The following is a 19,948-nucleotide window of genomic DNA, read 5'->3' as shown; positions in this document are numbered from 1 at the left end:
ATGGCAAAATTAATTGATTTATCTCAAGAAATTTTTCAAGGAATGCCTGTGTATCCTGGACATGTGAAGACAGTTATTTGGGATCATCACTCTCACGAGGAAACTGGAAAGATGTTGAAGGGCGAATTTTCATATGCTACTCGTGGACTTATGCTGAGTGATCATGGCCCAACACATGTTGATGCTGTTAGTCATATGGATCCAGATCCAAATGCAGAGGCAATCAACGAACTTCCACTTGAAAAATTTTATACCTCTGGCATTGCACTTGATTTATCACATATTCCGTCAAGTGGGTTTATTTCAGTGAATGATTTGAAAGAAGCATTAGAAAAAGCAAACCTTGAGATTAAACCAGGTGATACCGTCTTGCTCTATACAGGACATTATACTCGAAATTATGGAACAGAAAATTGGTTAGGAAACTATGCAGGTCTTGATTATGAAGCAACTGCATGGATTGCAGAACAAGGGGCTGTAAATGTTGGAGTCGATGCTCCAAGTATCGATAATCCAATAGATAAAACATACCCATCACATAATGCTTGTGTGAAATATAAATTACTAAATGTTGAAAATTTAGCAGACTTAAGACCAGTTGTAGGAAAGCGCTTTCAGTATATTGGCCTACCATTGAAAATTAGAAAAGGAACTGGCTCCCCTGTTCGAGCAATTGCTGTACTGGAGGATGATAAATAATGGTTAATACAGTAAAAAGCGAAGTTGCATTGTTTAATCAAGAAATAGAATCTATCTCAGCTGAAAGTTTACGTGAGTTACAAGAAAGAAAATTTTTGAGGCAAGTAGAATATTCACTCACAAACTCACCATTTTATCAAAGTAAGTTTAAAGAAGCTGGGCTAGAACTTAGTGATATCTGTTCATTAGATGATATTGTTAAAATTCCTTATACAACTAAACAGGAATTAAGGGATGCATTATTAAAACAGCCGCCAATTCTTGGGGAGAATCAAACATCTTCCTCAAGAGATATTGTACGACTTCATGCTTCAAGTGGCAGTACAGGAAGACCAACTTATGTAGGAATAACCAAAAAAGATGCCGAACTATGGGATGAAAGTACCGCCAGAACCTTTTGGGCATGTGGAATTAGGCCAGATGATGTTGTGGCTCATAGTTGGAACTACAGCATGTTTGTAGGTGGATTAGCAGACCATATGGGATGTGAATATACGGGAGCAACAATGGTTCCAGTTGGGATTGGTAGCTCAAAAAGGTTAGCTAGTATGATTCAAGACTTGGGAATAACAGCTATTAATGCAACTCCATCCTACATCATGTACTTGGCAGATGTTGTTAAGAAGGAATTAGGGATAGATCCTGCTGATACTACAGTAAAAAAGATAATTACAGGGGGTGAACCAGGGGGAGCAATTCCTGCTACAAGAAAGCTAATTCAAGACACATGGAATGCTAAATGTTGTGAACTTTACGGAATGGTTGATATTCACCCAATTATCGGGGCAGAATGTGAGCATCAAAATGGGATGCATTTCCTGGTTGGGGATTTGGTTTATCCTGAGTTGATTGATGTTGAGACAGGTGCACCACTTGATATTAAAAAGGGTGTAAGAGGTGAAGTGATTTACACGCATATCGAGCGCTATACAAACGCAGTCCTTCGATTTAAATCACACGATATTATTGAAGTAATCGATACTGAATGTGAGTGTGGTAGAACAGGTTATCGGTTCAAAGTTGTAGGTAGAAGTGATGACATGTTAATCGTAAAAGGGGTTAATGTTTATCCCAGTGCTGTAGAAGATGTCTTAAGAAACATGGAAGAAATGAATGGTCATTTCGGAATTAATCTAGAAAAAGAAGGGGTTCAACAAGATATCATTCATATTGTAGCTGAATTCGCTCCAACTTATAGCGGGGACATAGAAAGCTTACAGAGAAAAGTACAAACTGTAATTGCAGAAAAACTACAGTTTAAATCCATAGTAAATCTTGTGCCAGAAGATAGTCTCCCAAGATTTGAACATAAGGCGAAACGGATTTATCGTAAGTTTAAAGGCGAAGAAGTACCAGTTAAGAAATAATTTCTACCCATCGTATGAACATAATACAAAATACTTTATAAATAGCCTATAATGGGGGATTGATTAAATTGAATATAAAGTTTATTAGAAAAGGGTTTGTGATATTACTAAGCATTATGCTTGGATTACTTGCTGCATGTAGCTCTCCTGGGAGCAATAGTTCATCCGATGGAAAAGAAGTTATTAAATTAAGAATTGGTTCTGGTCACACTGTAGAAGGAGCAACTTGGATTCGAACGATTGATAATTACTTTATTCCAGAAGTTGATAAGGCACTTGAATCTACTAATTACAAGATTGAATGGACCAAGGCGTTTGGTGGTACAGTAGCAAAGCTTGGAGAAGAAATAGAGGCAATTGGAGAAGGATTGCTTGATATCGGATTTATTGTAAGCCCATTTGAGCCTTCAAAACTACCAATTACAAATATTGGGTACAATACCCCTTTTTCAAGCCCTGACCCTGGTGTAATTGCAGAAGTCGCATATGATCTCGTAGAAAAGTACCCAGAATTTGAAAAGGAATATGAAAAAGAAAATCAAAAGCTATTAGGCCTTGGCTTTACGGAGTCATATGAGATTATTACGGATTTCCCTTTTGAAACTGTTGAAGATTTAACTGGAAAAAAAATCGGGGGTGCCGGAGCTAATCTTGAATGGATTAAACCTGTAGGCGCAGTGCCTGTACAAGGTGGATTAACCGAGACATATCAGAACATCCAAACAGGAGTATACAACGGTTACATTATGTATACAGGCTCTACAATTGGCTACAGATTATATGAGGTTGCAAAATATTTCACTCAGGTAGGCTTTGGTTCTGTAATTGTTGGTGGTTTATCCGTTAATGCAGATACTTTCGAAGGTCTTCCTAAAGAGGTTCAGGATGTACTTGTTGATGTTGGTAAAAAATATTCCTTTAACATGGCAGAAGAACTAAGCAAAGAAACTAGTAAGAACTTAGATCAAATTGAGTCAGAAGGTGGAGTAGTTACAACACTTTCTGATGCAGAAAAACTTAAATGGCTTGAAGTACTACCAAATATACCGAATGACTACGCAAAAAGAATGAATGATGAAGGTCTGCCTGGATCTGATATCATGAAGGATTATATTCAAGGACAAATGGATCATGGACACAACTTCCCAAAACCATACACGATTGATTAATCATATGAATCTTCCAATCTCACATGAGATTGGAAGATTTATACACTAAGAAAAGAGGTGAATAGAACTTGGAAAAATCCTCAAATAAGTTTGTAAGAGGTTTTACTAAAATGGCCTCATTTTTAAGTTTTATTGGCGCAATATGGATTTTCTTAATTATGTTAATGATTGTTTACGATGTGGGTGCTCGAAATTTGTTTAATTCGACATTTATGGGAACTTCTGAGATCGTAAGGAATTCAATTGTTGGGATTACCTTTCTCCAAATGGCACATGTCCTAAATAATAATAGGCATATAAGAACAACTATTATACTCGACAAACTTCCAGATAAATGGAAATCTGTATTAAATGGATTTGCTTCAATTCTAGGATTTGGTTTATTTTTTCTGATATTTATTAAATCATGGGATCCGACATGGACTGCGTTAAGTTCCGGTGAGTATGAAGGTGAAGGGGCGTTACGCGTTCCCACGTTTCCTGCACATTTTCTTGTTATGTTAGGAAGCTTAGTTATGGCAATTCAGTTTACAATCAATTTTATTAACTCTCTATGGACCATATTTAGTAAATCTAAAGAAGTAAAAGATGATATCAGCATTTAACAATGATTAGTGTTTAGGGGGGAAATCAGTGTGGATCCTATTGTTGCTAACATAATCACGATTACATTCTTGCTAGCCTTAATTTTATTGGGTGTTCATGTCGGAGTTGCTTTATGCGTAGCAAGTATAGCTGGAATTTGGTTTAGTCTTGGTGACATAAATCTAGGTCTTAATATTCTCCATACCACTTCATTTCAAGCCATAAGAGAATATGTTTTTGGTGTTATCCCACTGTTTGTTTTGATGGGGCTTTTTGCAAATATTTCGGGCGTTAGTCAGGAAATATATGATTCATTTAATGTATTTTTAAGAAGAGTTCGGGGTGGGCTAGGTATTGCGACAGTTGGTGCTAATGCAATTTTTGCTACTATAACTGGGGTAAGTGTAGCTTCCGCAGCGGTTTTTAGTAAAGTTGCATTAGAACCCATGACGAAACATAAATATAGCAAAAAGTTTGCTTTAGGAACGATTGCAGGTAGTTCAGTGCTAGGAATGTTGATTCCACCAAGCTTACTCTTAATCATATATGGAATGTTGGCAGAGGTTTCAATTGGAAAACTATTTATGGCGGGGATTATTCCAGGGATTGTTTTGGCATTAGTATATAGTGTCGGAATTTATCTTATGGCTTTAGCAAAGCCTGAACTTGTAGGACATCAAAAGCCAGACAAATCAAAATGGACAAAAAGAGATGTAAAAATATTATTCAAACCTTGGGGTTTAGTTTTGCTAATGGTATTAATACTAGGGGGAATGTATGCAGGATTTTTTACTCCAACTGAAGCAGGTGCTGTAGGTGCTTTTGGAGCTTTTCTGTTAGCGTTCGCAAAGAAACAAATTACTAAAAGTTCATTATGGAATACTTTAATTGAAACAGGATATACTTCAGCCAGTGTATTATTTCTATTGATCGCCGCACAAATGTATTCAAGAATGCTTGCAATGAGTGGGATATTAAATTCTCTTCAAAATTTCATAAATAATCTATCATTATCTCCTTACTTAGTGTTAATTGTGTTTATTATTATCTTAATAATCCTTGGAATGGTGCTTGATTCTACATCAATTCTATTAATTACAATGCCTCTCATGCTTCCAGTCGTTACTGCATTTGGATTTGATTTAATTTGGTTTGGAATTATTTCTGTTATTGTCATCGAGATGGGGCTATTAACTCCACCATTTGGAATGGTCGTTTACTCAATGAAATCCGCACTTGGCGATAAAGCAAGTATTGAAGATATATTCAGAGGCTCATTTCCATTTTTAGTAATGATGGTGGTCGCATTGGTCATCATAATAATGTTCCCAAGCTTGAGTTTATGGTTACCAAACCTAGGGGGATAATATTAATAAAATGGATATGTATGAATATATACTTCAAAAAATAGATTAACCATCCGAAAAACATGCAGGATTAAAAGTTGCATGTTTTTTTGTTGTTATAAACCAAATATAACAATTTTATTAAAGTTAGAAACTTCACAAAAGAAGGTACTGGATTAGATAATAATCTAATGCATATTCTTTTTTTAAGTTTACAAAATAAACATTAGGTTCGACAAAGTTTGAATTATCATTTGGCTTCCTCTAATTATTGGACAGGGATAAGGAATTAGACGGTGTGTCTTTGAGTGTCACGTTTATTAAACATAATATCCTTTATTATGCCTCTGAACCGATCCTTTTAATACAAAATGTAGTAGCTTAATATTTATATTAACAAGAATAATTCCCTACAATACTTGATATAAAGCAATTAGTGGATATTCTAGGAATCTAAAGTAAATTTGCTTCGTTACCTTCACATAGTAGCGGTCACATCATAGGGATGTGATAGACTTTGAGGCGGCCTGTAAAAATATTAAGACTAGATTAACCAATATTGTATTTTTCGCAAATTATGAAAATTAATAACAGAGAAGATTACCTAAAGAAGTCCATATAATTAACGTTATATCCATAGGGCAGGAGTAGTTTCCTTATATATTAATAGTTGTAATTTCTTAGTTAAGCGCAGAATCTGACAAATTACGAAATCTTTTTCTATATGACTTAGAGTAATTCTTTTATTACGTATTAGACTAAATACTTTGCAGTAAATATTTTCGCTGATAAAAGAGAATTTTCTTTAATGTAATGGTTGTATTTATTGGTGGTTGATTCTCAACAATCGGTACAGATTGGTTAAGGATTAGTTTAGTATTAATAGTAGGGGACAAGACATAAGTAATGAGTTTTATTATAATAACTAGTAACAGCACCTTTCCTACACGTTAGGGTAGGTGCTGTTGCTTATTAGTTTGATTAGATGAAGGAAGTAGTTAGTTGGCTATCTGTTTTCTCTAGTTTATAAATAAATGATATCATCATAGTATAAGGAGGGCTATGAGAATGGATACGATAATATTTGATGTCGATGATACACTATATGATCAAGCACAATCTTTTCATAATACGGTGAGGAAGCTTTTTCAAGAGCCATTTTCAGACGAAGAAATCGATCAATTATATAAAGCTAGTCGTAAGTATAGCGAGATTTTATTTGATCAAAGTGAAGCAGGTGAAATACCCCAATATGAATGGCAAACCGGACGAATCATGGCTGCCTGTAAGGATTTTAATATCCCTATAGATACGGAAATGGCGACTATTTTTCATGAAACGTATGTGACCGAACAAAATAACATTACCTTGTTTCCTGAAGTAGAAGAACTACTAAATGTACTTTACAAAGATGGGAACCAGCTTGGAATTCTTACAAATGGTGAAGAAAAACATCAAGCAATGAAAATTAAACAGCTCGGCCTTAATCGGTGGATTCCGGCAGATATGACGTTTATTTCTGGTTCGATTGGTCATGCAAAACCGAAAAGAGAAGTATTCGATTTTATAGAACAGAAACTGGACCTAGTCCAAACCAAAACCGTGTATATCGGGGATAATTTTGAAAAAGATATTATCGGAGCAAAACAAGCGGGCTGGCAAGCGATCTGGATGAATCATCGTAAAAAAGATTTACCAACAAATGCAAGCTATAAACCAGATAAAGAAGTACATAGTGCCAAGGAGTTATTAGAATTATTTGCGAAAAAGGCTTAGGGCGTTATGTTAGGAATCAGGGATTGTCATCCTGGTTCCTTTTAAGGTTTCACTGAAAACTTCTTATTAACTTAATGAATAGTATTTAGCGGGTTTTTAAACAAAACGGAAGCATTAGTTTTACAAGAACTGTCATATATAAAAAGATCTTTGCTGCGCAGTACAACGATACTATTCAATAGAAAATGATATTCCAAAATTGGCCTGATTGCAGATGACCAAAAGCCTAAGTCCTCAAATAAAGAGGATCTAGGCTTTTTTACTTCAAGATCGTTGACGTTTTTCTATTGGGTAAATACTTTAAAAGCAAGTGGTAAATTTCGTGGCAACTGATGGTAAAAAACATGACAGAGATGGTACATTTTTGTGGCTGTAATCAATTTCTTCATATAAAAAAAGAACACCTAACGCCAACACGTTAGATGTCCTTGTCCTACGATATACCTTTCTTTGTTTCATACGGTGGAGTGGCCTTGGCAGCATTTGAATCGAGTCAATGACACTATCTAGCTTCGTTTCAATCCGCTGCAGTGGGTACAATGTCACAACAATAGGAAAGCCAACTCCCTAGAAGAGAGTCGGCCTGATCAACTTATAAAATTGAACATCTTCAACATTGTGTTTTTACAACACGTGCGGCTTTTTCCGCGACGATTGCGCCGCTTGGTGTTAAAAATGCATTAGACGCAACGATTACGTCCATTGTAGCTGATACTGCTCCTGTAACAACAGGTTCGTTTGGATTTTCAAAGGAAACTTTAGCTGTCTTCCCATCTTCATTTGTAAATAGCATTTCGAGTGAATTTGCTATTTGTTATTCCTCCTTTCTCTAGATTTTCCTCAAATTAGTTAATTTTTTGAGATAGCATAAAAAAGCTATCATTACGCTCGACGTTGAAAAGCTGTAGGTCTTGTAGACCAACGATTGCAACAGCCACTGAATAAAGTTTATTAGCTGTTGCAGCAGGGTTTGTTTTTGTGTCATTTTCCACTTATCGTCATAATCCGTTTCAAATACAAGCGTAACTGAGAACGTTGAATGTCTTGAATTGCTTTTATGTACATCATCTCTTTATCACTACTGTTGGGCGGAAGGGAGAAAAGGGGCATCATATTATATAAATTTTTACAAATATTCCCGATTTTGGTTCAATTATGTTCACTGTTTTTTTCCTGTATGAAAGCGTAAACTATTTTTTCTCATTTTTTGATTCAGACGTATGCTACAAACTCAGATTCAAATTCTTCAGGGTTGATCACATCATACCCCAGATTCTGAAAAAAATTCTTCAAGCGATTGTCCCATTGTTGATACATTTTATACTTCATCCGTATTGCAGATTTACTAATTTACTATATATGTTAATAATGTGTGGTGATATAGTCATGCAGGATACAAAATTGTATGTGATTTTGAGAAGGCTTTACAAGAGTATAATATGATCTGAGAACAAGAAGGAAAGTGGAATTATTTATTAAAGTTTCTGAAAATAAACAATATAAAAAAAGTATTGACATTTAATAACGTGTATAATATATTTAACTCACAAGTTAAATTATCTGTTTATTTAACTTGTTGGTTAAAAACAAAGAATACAACTTTGTTTATTAACTACTAATTTTAAAAGTCAGAAAGGTTTGATGGTTAGTTATGAGTATCGGGGGAGAGTTAAAGGTAAAAAGGGCGGCTAAAAAAATCGAAGATAAAAAGCGGGAAATAGCAAGCCAAGCAATAGACTTAATGAGAGAAACAGGCTATCACAATATGAGTATGGATGTTGTTGCTGAGCGAGTTGGTCTTACAAAACCTACGCTTTATTCGTATATATCCAGTAAACAAGAATTGCTTTTTTATATACTAGAATCTGCAATGACTTCGGGAACTAAAAGCATTAAGGATATTATTTTACAGTCAAAATCAGCACGAACACGCTTGCGTGAAGCTCTTTCTGCTTATGCAGAGTTAATCTTAAATAATAGCAATTTATTTTATTCTGCTTTCACTGAACATAACTCTCTAACAGATGAACACCAAATGATTATTAGAAAAATGCAATCTGAATTTCTATCTTTGTGGAAAAAGTTATATGAGGAAGGTGTTCAAGAAGGAAGTTTTGAAAAGATGCCTACTAGAATTGCTATCCAGATGTTATTAGGAGTAATGCATTGGATTCCATTTTGGAATCAAGAAGGAGACCAATCTAGTCACGAGGAAAAATTAATAAATATTGTTAACTACTGTGAAAAGGGCTTGTTAAAAAGAGATGATTAAATAATCTTAGAGATGATTTATTGGAAGAAATTCTAGAATAGAAATTAAAGCTTGAGAAGAAGGAGTGAACATAGTGAAAAATAAAGTTTGTCTTATTGGTGCAGGTATGACAAAGTTCGGAGTCCGAGATGCCACTTACCGTGAGCTTATTGCTGAGGCTGGAAAAGCATGTTTTGATTCGCTGAAGGGTGCAATAAAGCCAAAGGATGTTGATGGATTTATCCTTGCTTCGGTTTTGCCAGAGAGAAATGTCTTTCAAAGCCATGTTGCTTCGTTAGCTGAAGAAACGCTTGGGATACGACCTACTTCATTATCTACTCGTGTTGAACATATGTGTGCAAGTGGTAATGTTGCAATTCGGTTAGCTTATGCAAGTATTGTGTCTGGTTTAGCAAAAACGGTTATGGTAGTAGGTGTTGAAAAATTAAATACACCCGTTATATCTGAAACCTTTGGAAACATGGGTGCAGGACTCGACAGAGAATTTGAAAGCTCGATAGGTTTGACTGCTCCACCTGTTTTTGCCATTACTGCACAAGCTCATATGAATAAATATGGTACAACAGAGGAACAGTTGGCAGCAGTTTCTGTTAAAAACCGATATCATGCATCCAAAAATCAAAATGCTCACTTTAGAAAACCAACAACTATAGAGGATGCATTAAATGGACGTATCATTTCATCTCCATTACGGTTGTTTGATTGTTCCCCAATTACGGATGGAGCTGCTGCGGTAATATTAACCTCTGATGAACGTGCTAGAGATCTTGTCCCGAAACCTGTTTATTTAGCAGGAAGTGGTCAAGTTGTTAATAACTTTACAGTTTCTAATTCATATGAAGATTTAGCTTCCTGGCCGGCATTAAAATTAGCTGCTCAAAATGCATATCAATCAGCGGGAATAACAGCTAGTGATGTGGATTTAGCAGAGATTCATGATTGCTTTAGTGTTGCTGAGCTATTGGTTTATGAAGAAATGGGCTTTTGTGAAAAAGGAGAAGGCGGTAGTTTTGTTACGAGTGGACGCGCAACTTATGGGGGAGACGTAGTAGTTAATCCCAGAGGTGGGCTAATTGGCTGTGGACATCCGTTAGGGGCTACGGGAGTTGCACAAGCATGCGAAATTTTTTGGCAATTACGTGGAGAAGCTGGCGATAGACAAGTAAATGGAGCCAAAATAGGACTTACACACAATAATAGCGGTCCTGGTGAACATGTTGTAAATATCTTTTCATCGGAGGTGTTATAAATGGAATATGCATACACAATGGATCCTTTCCCTCAACAAACCAAACAATTTACTAAGCTTTACACTTATTACGATAATTTACGTAATGGAATTCTATCTACAACAAAGTGTCAGGATTGTGGGCATATTAGTTTTCCCCTAAAATCTGTTTGTCCAGAATGCCTTTCTGATCAATTTGAGTGGATTACTCTACCAAATGAGGGTACTATTGAAGCTTTTACAATACAGGAAACAGGCATTCCAGCAGAATTTAGAGGACCTCTTGTCTTTGCATTGGTGAAGGTTGGCCCAATAAGGTTGTATACACAAATCGTGAATTCGCAAAAAGAAGATATCGAAATTAACAAAAAGGTAACTCTTAATGTGTTAAAAGTACCTGACAGTCCATATTCAAAAGACAGAGTATTACCTACATTTCAATTAATATAATCTATTTATTCTGAAGGGATGATAAGTATGAGCTATAATCTTGAAGGCCAATTGGCTTTAGTGACAGGTGCAGGGCAAGGAATTGGGAAAATGGATGCATTAACGATAGCTAGGTATGGTGCTGATGTTGTGGTAGCTGACTTGAATTATGAAGCTGCTGTTGAAACAGCGAATGAAATTCAAAATATGGGGAGAAAGTCCAAAGCATATAAAATGGACGTTGCAGATTTTGAACAAGTTCAAGCTGTTGTTGATGATATTAAAACAGATATGAATAGAAGTATTTCTTTATTAGTGAATAATGCAGCGAAAATGAATACGATGGCACAAATGAAAGACATGACATACGAAATGTGGCAAACTGATCTAAATGTTAATTTAACTGGGGCATTTAATGTGACAAAGGCAGTGTGGGATGACATGCGTCTACAAAACTATGGAAGAATTGTAAATATGTCTTCTATAGCGGGTATGATGGGTGGTTTTGGTCAAGTGGTATATTCTGCAGCCAAAGCAGGTGTGATAGGTTTTACAAAATCACTTGCTTTAGAGGGAGGAAAATATAATATTCGTGTGAATTGTATTGCGCCTTCTTTTCTTAAATCTCCAGCATGGGAGACAATTCCTAGAGAATATCAACAAAGAATGGAAAATAAGGTTCCTTTGAAAAGAGTAGGTGAAACGCAGGAAGGTGCAAATCTAGTTGCCTTTCTACTATCGGACCAATCAGATTATCTAACAGGCCAATGTATACCGATTACAGGTGGAGCAGATCTTTTTATTTTTTAAATTATTTTAATTAGTATTAATTAATCTAATTTGTGATACTCCACCATTTTTATTCACGCAGATAATGAAAGGGTTTTCTTTTTTGAGCGGCCGACTGTATCTACTATACTACTCACACTTCTTATGAATAATCTCTCTAGAATATTTGTTCCCAAAAAATAGGTAAAGGCGTTTGTCAAAATAAGAACTCTATTACTCATATGTGCTGTACTAAAGTTGAAGAAAAAATGTAGATGTTACCCTTTGCAATAATATTTAATTATTAATTAGGAGGGATTAATTTTGGAGTTTGTATCGAGTATTGTGGAAAAACAGGCAAGGTTATTACCAGAGAAAGTTGCTATTATTGACGAGTTACATACAAAAAACATTACGTATTCTCTACTTTTTGAGCGGAGTAAACGCTTTGCAAATGCTTTACTAAATTTAGGATTACAGCCCGGAGATAGGGTTGCAATGATATTAAGCAATTCCTATGCGTCTGCTGAATTAATATATGGTATTACAATGGCAGGTATGATTATGGTTAACATTAATGAAAGGTTAAGAGAACAGGAGATTAAGTATATTTTGGAGGACTCAGGCACCAAGGTGGTAGTTACCAGCAGTGAATTTATAAAACTCTTAAGTAACATTGATGTTCCTTCATTACACTATACGATTTCCATTGATGGTGGTAATTGTGATTATTTATACGAATCTCTGTTGGAGAATTCATCCGATTTTAAGCCAACTATAAACAAAAGCCCTCAAGATATTGCATTGTTACTTTATACAAGTGGGACTACAGGAAAGCCAAAGGGTGTTCCACTGTCTCATATAAATCTAGTAAAGAGTGCTACGAATTTTATTATTGAAGCTATTCATAATCAAAATGGTACTTATCTAGCTGTAATGCCCTATTATCACATTGTTTGCGTTCCCCATATGGCTGCGATTTTAAGAGGAATGCGTGTTGTGGTTTCTAAGTTTGAAGTTAAGACTGTTTTAGAATTAATTCAAAAATATAGTATTACACATGCATTTCTTGTGCCATCAATGATCTCCATGCTATTAGATTCTGACCAACTTGAAAAATATGACACCTCTAGTTTAGAGATGATCTTATATGCAGCTGCACCAATGCCAGTTGAAATTTTAAAAAAGGCTTTAAAACAATTCGGCTCTATATTTTGTCAATGCTATGGTTCAACCGAAACGTCTAGTATTGTTACAACCTTAAGAAAAGAAGAGCATGTTTTAAATGGGTCCGCTGAATGGACTGAACGGTTGGCTTCTTGTGGGAAAGAAATTTTAAATGCGAGTATAAAAATTGTCAATGAAGATGGTGAAGAGGTCGGCGTAGGTCAACCCGGAGAAATTATTGTAAAAGGCGAGAATGTAATGAAAAATTATTGGAATCATGAACCTTCTGAAGAAGTAATAAAAGACGGATGGTTCCATACGGGTGATATAGGTAAATGGGATCAAGATAGATTTATCTATATTGTAGACCGTAAAAAAGACATGATTATCAGTGGCGGTTTTAACATCTATCCAAGAGAAGTAGAGGAAGTCTTATATAGACATCCTGCCGTAAATGAAGTATCAGTCATTGGCATTCCTGATAAGAAATGGGGAGAAGCGGTCCTGGCAGTAGTGGTACCAAACCTTGGTTACCAAGTGACAGAAGAAGAAATTATTAGTTTTTGTAAAGAACATATTGCTGGTTACAAGAAACCTTCAAAGGTTGAATTTGTAGATGCTCTTCCGAGAAATGAATTAGGGAAAATCAACAAAGTGTTATTACGAAAAAATTACTGGAAAGGTCACAGTACTTCAGTGATTTAGGGGTGAAAATATGGAATTTGGAAATAGAAAGGTTATCTGTGAATTTAAGGATGAACACATTGCATTGTTGACGATACATTCACCAGAAAATGCAAACGCTTTAAGTGAAGATGTTAATAATGGTATTTTGCAAGCTTTTAATCTATTAAAAGAGAACAATAGAATAAAGACGGTCATTATAACAGGGACAGAGAGGTTTTTTATAGCAGGTGCAGACTTAAAAAATCTTCCTATAGGTAATTTTGAATCAGCCCGTAAGTATATCAAATCCCAATTAGAGGTTTTTCGTGAGATTGAGCGATTTCCAAAACCAGTTATTGCTGCTGTAAATGGTCTTACACTTGGTGGTGGATTGGAATTGACATTATTTTGTGATTTGGTCATTTCATCGAGTAAAGCTAAATTCGGATTTCCTGAGGGGGGACTTGGCATCATTCCTCCATATGCGATTTCACGGTTAATGAGTATAGTTGGAAGGCGAAAAGCCAAGGAATTATTGTTACTAGGCCACTATTTTTCTGCGGCCGAAGCAGAGGAAATGGGTCTAATAAATGAGAATGTCGATCCAGAGAATTTAATTCCTAAAGCATTAGAATGGGGCAATACTTTAGCTGAGAAAGCACCATTTTCTTTGGAATTGATTAAACAAGGAATTGATCAAGATTTAGGTGGCGAACGAGATCAATATTTAATAGATTCTACTACATTCTTATTTGGTACAGAGGATCTTAAAGAGGGCATCCTAGCATTTAAAGAAAAACGCAAAGCAAACTTTGTTGGCAGATAATAATAAATACTTTTTGGGATAGAGGAGGATAAAATGAGTTTATTGCTAGCTGATGAGCAAAAATTATTAAAAGCAACGTTAAGGAAATATTGTAAAAAAAGTATACCTATTGAACGCATCAGAGAAATAGATATTGACGAAAAATTTCCAGAAAAAGAAATGCGTGATTTGGCTGAGATGGGCTTTCTCGGAGTGCCTTTTCCCCAAAAATACGGTGGCATGGATGGAGATATGAAAGATTTAGTGACGGTAATGGAGGAACTTTCATATCATGCTCCAGCTGTTGCGACCGCTTATATAATGTGCGTGGTATTTGGAGGAAAATCAATACTTTCTTACGGAAATGAAATGCAAAAAGAAAAATATCTTCCAAAACTTATCGATGGGAGTATCAAGTTTGCGCTAGCTGTCACGGAGCCTAATGCCGGATCAGATATTGCAAATATTAAAACGTCCGCGAAATTTAATGGTGACAAGGAATTTATTATGAATGGAAGTAAGGTGTTTTCAACCGGGGCTCATGTTGCTGATTATTTATTGGTACTTGCAAAAACAGACTCAGCTGCAACAAAGAATAAAGGATTAACGATGTTTTTAGTAGATAAAAATACACCAGGTATCGAAGTAATCAAATTAGATAAGCTTGGAATGAAAGCTGTATCAACGAATGAAGTGTTTTTTACAGATGTCGTTGTGCCAGCAGAGAATGTATTAGGCGAATTGGGAAATGGCTTCTATCATTTGATGAGTACATTTGGGGACGAACGGATTGCAGGTGCTGCGGTAACAGTAGGTTATGCCCAAAAGGTGATGGATGATGCTCTATTATATTCAAATCAGCGAAAACAATTTAATAAAAGTATCTCCGAATTTCAAGTTATCCAACATTACTTGGCAGAGATGCAGACAAAAATAAATGCATCAAGATTGCTAACAAATCATGCAGCAGAATTGCGTGATAATGGCGAACTGGCAATCAAAGAAACTAGCATGGCAAAATATTATAGCTCTGAAACATTAACCTATGTGGCAAACAAAGGTATGCAAATCTTCGGCGGAAATGGCTATATGATGGAATTTGACGTTCAACGTGCATGGAGGGATGCGAAGTTTTGGGAAATTGCAGGTGGAACGACCGAAATTCAAAAGAATATTATTTTTTCACAGTTGTAAATGCGTGAAGCTACAGCAAAGTTACTATTCATAAAAATTTCTGCCTTTTAAGAAAATAGATTAAGGAGGCGGTGGATTGCTTGCAGTAAATAATATAAAGGTCTACTACAACGAAGTTATTTTAGCCCTAAATGGAATTTCATTTTCGGTACCTGAGGGCAAAATAGTTGCCCTTCTAGGCAATAATGGAGCAGGGAAAACAACTGCTTTAAGGACGATTACGGGTCTTTTAAATACAGTTAATGGAAAAATTGAAATGGGAAGTGTCATTCTAGATGGTAAGGAAATTCATCAGCAACAGCCAGAGAGTATTGTCAGAAGCGGAATTAGCATTGTCCCTGAAGGAAGAGGTATTTTCAAAGAATTAACAGTAGAAGAAAACCTTAAAATTGGTGGATTTACAAAGAAGAAAATATCTGAAAATATTGAATTTATTTACAACTATTTTCCTGTCCTCAGAGAAAGAAGGAAATCTTTAGCTGGCTATCTAAGTGGTGGAGAACAACAAATGATAGCTATTGGTAGGGCTCTGATGGCCAATCCGAAATTGTTGATCCTCGATGAACCTTCCTTAGGATTGGCACCGTTACTCGTGGAAAGGATATTTGAAATTATCAAACGAATTAATTTAGAAAATAACACCACTATCTTGTTGGTAGAACAAAATGCAAATATAGCCTTAAATATTTCTGATTATGGATATATTTTGGAAAACGGACAAATTGTATTTGAAGACACTAGTACAAATTTGCTAGAAAACGACAATATTAAAGAATATTACCTTGGATTAGGGAAAGATTCCAGTAGAAGAAGTTTCAAAAATATCAAATCATATAAAAGTAAGAAAAGATGGTTATCATGAGGGAGGATTCAAGTGTCTGAAATTCAACTACGTGTCAGTAACCTTAATTTATCCTTTCGTGGACTACATGTATTGCACAACATAGATATTGACGTCAGAAACGGTGAGTTACACGCAGTTATAGGGCCAAACGGAGCGGGTAAAAGCAGTCTACTTAACTGTATAAGTGGGCTGTATAAGTTTCAAGCAGGAGATATATATTTTCAAGATCAAGCTCTACATCGTAAAAAAACTCATCAAATTGCAGAGTTAGGGATTGGCAGAGTCTTTCAAAATATAGAGTTGTTTAAAAATTTGACCGTTATCGAGAACCTACTACTAGGGAGACATCGTTTAATAAAATCAGGTGTTTTGGCATCTGCAGTCTATTTAGGTAAATCTATGAAACAGGAAATTGAACATAGGGAAAAGGTAGAGGAAATTATAGAATTTTTGGAGATAGAGAATTATAGAATGCATACTGTAGGTAATCTGCCTTATGGTTTACAAAAACGAGTAGATTTAGGGCGTGCATTAGCTGGAGAACCAAAATTGTTATTACTAGATGAGCCAATTGCCGGAATGAACATTGACGAAAAGGAAGATATGGCACGTTATATAAATGAAGTCCGCATGACACTGGGAACAACTATGGTATTGATTGAGCATGATATGAGTTTCGTCATGGATTTAGCTGACAAAATTACAGTTCTAGATTTCGGTGAAAAAATAGCCGAGGGTAATCCACAACAAATTCAAAATGATCCAAATGTAATTAGAGCTTATTTAGGAAATGACTCTAATCAAACTTCAAATCCCGAGCAGAGCGAGGCTGAAATAAATGAAATCACTGGCTAGCAGCGGCGAAAGGTGTTTATCTGTCGATGGGGTTCCCCCTAAGATTCAGGATAAATATAAAGAAAAACTAATGCTTAATAATACCATTCCAATCATCTTTCTAAATCAAGTCTTACGATTAGGAGATAAACCGGCTATTCGACATAAGGTGTTAGGGATATGGAAAGAAACAAGTTGGAATGAATATTATGAGCACGTTAAGCTATTTGCATCTGGGTTAAAAGCTTCTGGGTTCAAGAAGGGTGATAAACTCGCAATATTAGTTGATAACTGCCCTGAATGGATTTATGCTGATTTGGCAACACAGCATATTGGCGGAATTAGTGTTGGGATTCCCATTAGTAGCACTCAGTCGGATCTGCACTTCATGCTATCCCACTCAGACGCAAAAGTATGTGTAGTTTCAGATCAAGAGCAATTAGATAAAGTATTAGAGTGTAAAGTAACCTTGCCTAAACTAGAGAAAATCATTGTGATCAATGTTAAAGGAATTCAACGTTATCTTAAAGATACGATTACTACATTTCGTGCTGTTCAAGAAACCGGAAAAAAACACGTGAATCTACATCCAGATGAATATTTGGAAGAATTGTTATCTATTGAAAAACATGATGTATCTATGATCGTCTATACATCTGGAAGTACTGGTTCTCCTAAAGGGGCAATGATAACTCAACATAATATACTTACATCAGTTATACAATTTCAATCGGTATGTAAGTTATACGAAGGCGATACAGTTGTTTCGTTTCTCCCTTTGCCCCATATGCTAGAAAGAATAATGTCATTATATAGTCCTCTTTATATTGGAGGGATCGTAAATTTTGCAGAAAGTGTAGAAACCGTAGAAAAGGATCTAAAAGAGATTGCCCCGACGTTATTTGTTGCAGTTCCCCGCATTTTGGAAAAAATCTATTCTAATCATTTAATAAAGATGAAAGAATCTACATTTCTTGGGCGTGTTATATATAAACAAGGTACTAAGGTTGGCTTGAATTATATTAATAAGAAAAGCACTGGTGATCGCATCAACTTTGGTCTCAAAGTACAATATCGATTTTTTCACTTTTTAGTGTTTAGAAGATTGTTAGATCATCTAGGACTTCGTCGAGTACGCGTTTGTATTAATGGATTTGGTTCAATAGCACATGAGATTATTAAGTTTTATCGTATGTTAGGTTTAGAAATTAGAGAAGGATACGGGCAAACAGAATGCACGGGATTTGTAACTGTCCATCAAGGGGATGACTATTTATTTGGCACAGTCGGGAAAAATGTTCCTGGAGTTGAGGTTACTTTAAATAATGAGGGAGAAGTCTTAATTAAAGGTAAAAATATTTTCGCTGGATACTATAAGGATTTTGCAGCTTCTGCCTCGGCTGTTAATGGTGAATGGTTGCAAACAGGTGATATTGGAAGATTTGTTGATTCTGGGCAATTGTACTTAGTCGGCCGAAAAAAGGATATCTTTTTTACCTCGGAAGGGACTAGAATCTCTCCACAAGAAATCGAGAAAAAATTCAAAGTTAGTCCATATATAAAAGAAATGATCTTAATAGGCAAAGATCGCAAGTTCCTTACAGCATTGATTGAAGTCGATGTAAAGAATATAGGGTACTGGATGCAAAAAAATAAAATACCGTACACTACCTTTAAAAATATGGTGCAGAATGAAAAAGTGGTCTCACTCATTCAACAAGAAATTAGTACGATTAACAATCTATTACCTTTAGAAGAAACAATTAAGAGGTTTACATTGTTAGAAAAGGAACTCGATCAAAGTGATGAGGAGCTAACAAGTATCTTTATGTTAAGGCGTGAAACTATAGAAGGGAAATATAAGGATGTAATCGAAGGAATGTACTCTGAAAAAGAAGGAGTTGTGTAATGGAATATCTTCTTCAGTTATTTGTAAGTGGTTTGTCAGTTGGGAGTATTTATGCATTAGTAGCACTTGGGTTTGTAGTCATCTATAAAGCTTCTAAAATCATTAATATGGCCCAGGGAGAACTCGTTATGATAGGAGCTTATATCGCTCTCTTCCTCTTAGTTGATATGAAGTGGGGGATTGGAATAGCGTTACTGATTACGTTACTTTGTATGGTTTTACTCGGCTACCTTTTAAACCGGCTTGTTATGCAAAGGTTTATCGATGAATCAGTCCTTTCTTCTATTATGGTTACTATTGGGATTGCTAGTTTTTTAAGAGGATTAAGTGGAATTGTGTTTGGATTAAAAGAAACAAGAATTCCATCTTTTTTTGGTGAGGGAACGTTAAAAATAGGCTCTGCCTCTCTGTATGAATTAGAGTTTTGGACGATTGTATCCAGTACAATTTTAATTGTTGCCATCACTATCTTTTTTCGTTATTCAAAAATTGGTCTTGCAATGAGAGCATCGGCAGAAAACAAAGAAGTCGCACAGGCAATGGGAATAAGTGTTACCTCAATTCTTATGATTTCTTGGCTTATCGCTACACTAGTGGCAGGAATTGGAGGGATATTCTATAGCCAAATAAATTACGTAACTCCAAGCATGTATATAGTAGGATTGAAAGCACTACCTGCTATTTTTCTAGGAGGAATAGATAGTATTAAAGGATCTATTGTAGGTGGAATAACGATTGGCTTGGTGGAATCCTTTGCAGGAGGATTTATTGGTGGGGATATTAAAGAAATAGCCGCATTTGTTGTTTTATTTATCGTTTTAATGGTCAAACCACATGGATTATACGGCACAGTGGAGGTCAAAAGAGTTTGATGTAATTCAAGGAGGTGG

General features: G+C 35.6%; 19 protein-coding genes and 1 pseudogene. 17 read left to right on the top strand and 3 right to left on the bottom strand.

The window, feature by feature from the left end:
- From V7138_RS07660 to V7138_RS07635, 6 genes are all read left to right on the top strand, one after another.
- A complete protein-coding gene (locus tag V7138_RS07660; protein WP_335395673.1) occupies nt 1–699 on the top strand; it encodes a cyclase family protein in 699 nt (232 codons plus the stop codon).
- Entirely contained in the window at nt 699–2,066 is a 1,368-nt protein-coding gene (locus tag V7138_RS07655) for a phenylacetate--CoA ligase family protein (RefSeq protein WP_335395670.1), read from the top strand. The genes V7138_RS07660 and V7138_RS07655 overlap by 1 nt, the downstream gene beginning before the upstream one ends.
- Before the next feature lie 68 nt (nt 2,067–2,134).
- On the top strand, nt 2,135–3,235 hold the full coding sequence (locus tag V7138_RS07650; RefSeq protein ID WP_335395668.1) for a C4-dicarboxylate TRAP transporter substrate-binding protein: 1,101 nt from the start codon (nt 2,135–2,137) through the stop codon (nt 3,233–3,235).
- Between the two features lie 68 nt (nt 3,236–3,303).
- Complete coding sequence (locus tag V7138_RS07645; protein WP_335395666.1) at nt 3,304–3,840, top strand: TRAP transporter small permease subunit; 537 nt, start codon at nt 3,304–3,306, stop codon at nt 3,838–3,840.
- 30 nt (nt 3,841–3,870) lie between these two features.
- The gene (locus tag V7138_RS07640; RefSeq protein ID WP_335395665.1) at nt 3,871–5,187 is read left to right on the top strand and encodes a TRAP transporter large permease; all 1,317 of its coding nucleotides are present in this window, start codon (nt 3,871–3,873) and stop codon (nt 5,185–5,187) included.
- Nucleotides 5,188–6,234: 1,047 nt separating this feature from the next.
- Nucleotides 6,235–6,942, top strand: a complete 708-nt coding sequence (locus V7138_RS07635; RefSeq protein WP_335395662.1) for an HAD family hydrolase — start codon at nt 6,235–6,237, stop codon at nt 6,940–6,942.
- Nucleotides 6,943–7,407: 465 nt separating this feature from the next.
- Here V7138_RS07635 and V7138_RS07630 read toward each other — a convergent pair.
- The 3 genes and pseudogenes from V7138_RS07630 to V7138_RS07620 form a co-directional block, all read right to left on the bottom strand.
- Nucleotides 7,408–7,494, bottom strand: a pseudogene (locus V7138_RS07630) (YvrJ family protein); the annotation flags it as partial.
- A gap of 58 nt (nt 7,495–7,552) precedes the next feature.
- Entirely contained in the window at nt 7,553–7,735 is a 183-nt protein-coding gene (locus tag V7138_RS07625) for a DUF2922 domain-containing protein (protein WP_335395659.1), read from the bottom strand.
- Nucleotides 7,736–7,787: 52 nt separating this feature from the next.
- The gene (locus tag V7138_RS07620) at nt 7,788–7,934 is read right to left on the bottom strand and encodes a hypothetical protein (protein ID WP_335395656.1); all 147 of its coding nucleotides are present in this window, start codon (nt 7,932–7,934) and stop codon (nt 7,788–7,790) included.
- A 659-nt stretch (nt 7,935–8,593) separates the two neighbouring features.
- Here V7138_RS07620 and V7138_RS07615 point away from each other — a divergent pair.
- The 11 genes from V7138_RS07615 to V7138_RS07565 all read left to right on the top strand — a co-directional run bounded on the left by V7138_RS07615 (nt 8,594) and on the right by V7138_RS07565 (nt 19,930).
- A complete protein-coding gene (locus V7138_RS07615; RefSeq protein ID WP_335395654.1) occupies nt 8,594–9,214 on the top strand; it encodes a TetR/AcrR family transcriptional regulator in 621 nt (206 codons plus the stop codon).
- A gap of 73 nt (nt 9,215–9,287) precedes the next feature.
- Nucleotides 9,288–10,463 carry a thiolase family protein gene (locus tag V7138_RS07610; RefSeq protein WP_335395651.1) on the top strand — a complete coding sequence of 392 codons (1,176 nt, stop codon included), beginning with the start codon at nt 9,288–9,290 and terminating at the stop codon, nt 10,461–10,463.
- A complete protein-coding gene (locus V7138_RS07605; protein WP_335395648.1) occupies nt 10,464–10,892 on the top strand; it encodes a Zn-ribbon domain-containing OB-fold protein in 429 nt (142 codons plus the stop codon). It abuts the gene before it with no gap.
- Between the two features lie 27 nt (nt 10,893–10,919).
- Nucleotides 10,920–11,681 carry a 3-oxoacyl-ACP reductase FabG gene (gene fabG / locus V7138_RS07600; protein ID WP_335395646.1) on the top strand — a complete coding sequence of 254 codons (762 nt, stop codon included), beginning with the start codon at nt 10,920–10,922 and terminating at the stop codon, nt 11,679–11,681.
- 282 nt (nt 11,682–11,963) lie between these two features.
- A complete protein-coding gene (locus V7138_RS07595; protein ID WP_335395645.1) occupies nt 11,964–13,511 on the top strand; it encodes a class I adenylate-forming enzyme family protein in 1,548 nt (515 codons plus the stop codon).
- Between the two features lie 10 nt (nt 13,512–13,521).
- Complete coding sequence (locus tag V7138_RS07590; protein ID WP_335395643.1) at nt 13,522–14,298, top strand: enoyl-CoA hydratase/isomerase family protein; 777 nt, start codon at nt 13,522–13,524, stop codon at nt 14,296–14,298.
- Nucleotides 14,299–14,331: 33 nt separating this feature from the next.
- The gene (locus tag V7138_RS07585) at nt 14,332–15,471 is read left to right on the top strand and encodes an acyl-CoA dehydrogenase family protein (RefSeq protein ID WP_335395641.1); all 1,140 of its coding nucleotides are present in this window, start codon (nt 14,332–14,334) and stop codon (nt 15,469–15,471) included.
- A 76-nt stretch (nt 15,472–15,547) separates the two neighbouring features.
- A complete protein-coding gene (locus V7138_RS07580; protein ID WP_335395639.1) occupies nt 15,548–16,333 on the top strand; it encodes an ABC transporter ATP-binding protein in 786 nt (261 codons plus the stop codon).
- A 12-nt stretch (nt 16,334–16,345) separates the two neighbouring features.
- Nucleotides 16,346–17,170, top strand: coding sequence for an ABC transporter ATP-binding protein (locus V7138_RS07575; RefSeq protein WP_335395636.1), 825 nt, complete (start codon nt 16,346–16,348; stop codon nt 17,168–17,170).
- Nucleotides 17,154–19,058, top strand: coding sequence for an AMP-dependent synthetase/ligase (locus V7138_RS07570; RefSeq protein ID WP_335395634.1), 1,905 nt, complete (start codon nt 17,154–17,156; stop codon nt 19,056–19,058). Before V7138_RS07575 ends, V7138_RS07570 begins: the two co-directional genes overlap by 17 nt.
- Nucleotides 19,058–19,930, top strand: a complete 873-nt coding sequence (locus tag V7138_RS07565) for a branched-chain amino acid ABC transporter permease (protein WP_335395630.1) — start codon at nt 19,058–19,060, stop codon at nt 19,928–19,930. The genes V7138_RS07570 and V7138_RS07565 overlap by 1 nt, the downstream gene beginning before the upstream one ends.
- The last annotated feature ends 18 nt before the right edge of the window (nt 19,931–19,948 follow it).

Origin of the sequence: Bacillus sp. JJ1533, from assembly GCF_036965045.1 — a bacterium.
Classification (GTDB): Bacteria; Bacillota; Bacilli; order Bacillales; family Bacillaceae_L; genus Ferdinandcohnia.
This window is presented reverse-complemented; position numbering and strand designations above follow the sequence as displayed.

Excerpts from the sequence above, each read along its gene's own strand:
- V7138_RS07635 (WP_335395662.1), top strand. The coding sequence starts at position 6,235 with ATGGATACGATAATATTTGATGTCGATGATACACTATATGATCAAGCA.
- V7138_RS07605 (WP_335395648.1), top strand. The coding sequence starts at position 10,464 with ATGGAATATGCATACACAATGGATCCTTTCCCTCAACAAACCAAACAA.
- fabG (WP_335395646.1), top strand. The coding sequence starts at position 10,920 with ATGAGCTATAATCTTGAAGGCCAATTGGCTTTAGTGACAGGTGCAGGG.
- V7138_RS07565 (WP_335395630.1), top strand. The coding sequence starts at position 19,058 with ATGGAATATCTTCTTCAGTTATTTGTAAGTGGTTTGTCAGTTGGGAGT.
- V7138_RS07590 (WP_335395643.1), top strand. The coding sequence starts at position 13,522 with ATGGAATTTGGAAATAGAAAGGTTATCTGTGAATTTAAGGATGAACAC.
- V7138_RS07655 (WP_335395670.1), top strand. The coding sequence starts at position 699 with ATGGTTAATACAGTAAAAAGCGAAGTTGCATTGTTTAATCAAGAAATA.
- V7138_RS07625 (WP_335395659.1), bottom strand. The coding sequence starts at position 7,735 with ATGCTATTTACAAATGAAGATGGGAAGACAGCTAAAGTTTCCTTTGAA.
- V7138_RS07570 (WP_335395634.1), top strand. The coding sequence starts at position 17,154 with ATGAAATCACTGGCTAGCAGCGGCGAAAGGTGTTTATCTGTCGATGGG.
- V7138_RS07615 (WP_335395654.1), top strand. The coding sequence starts at position 8,594 with ATGAGTATCGGGGGAGAGTTAAAGGTAAAAAGGGCGGCTAAAAAAATC.
- V7138_RS07660 (WP_335395673.1), top strand. The coding sequence starts at position 1 with ATGGCAAAATTAATTGATTTATCTCAAGAAATTTTTCAAGGAATGCCT.
- V7138_RS07585 (WP_335395641.1), top strand. The coding sequence starts at position 14,332 with ATGAGTTTATTGCTAGCTGATGAGCAAAAATTATTAAAAGCAACGTTA.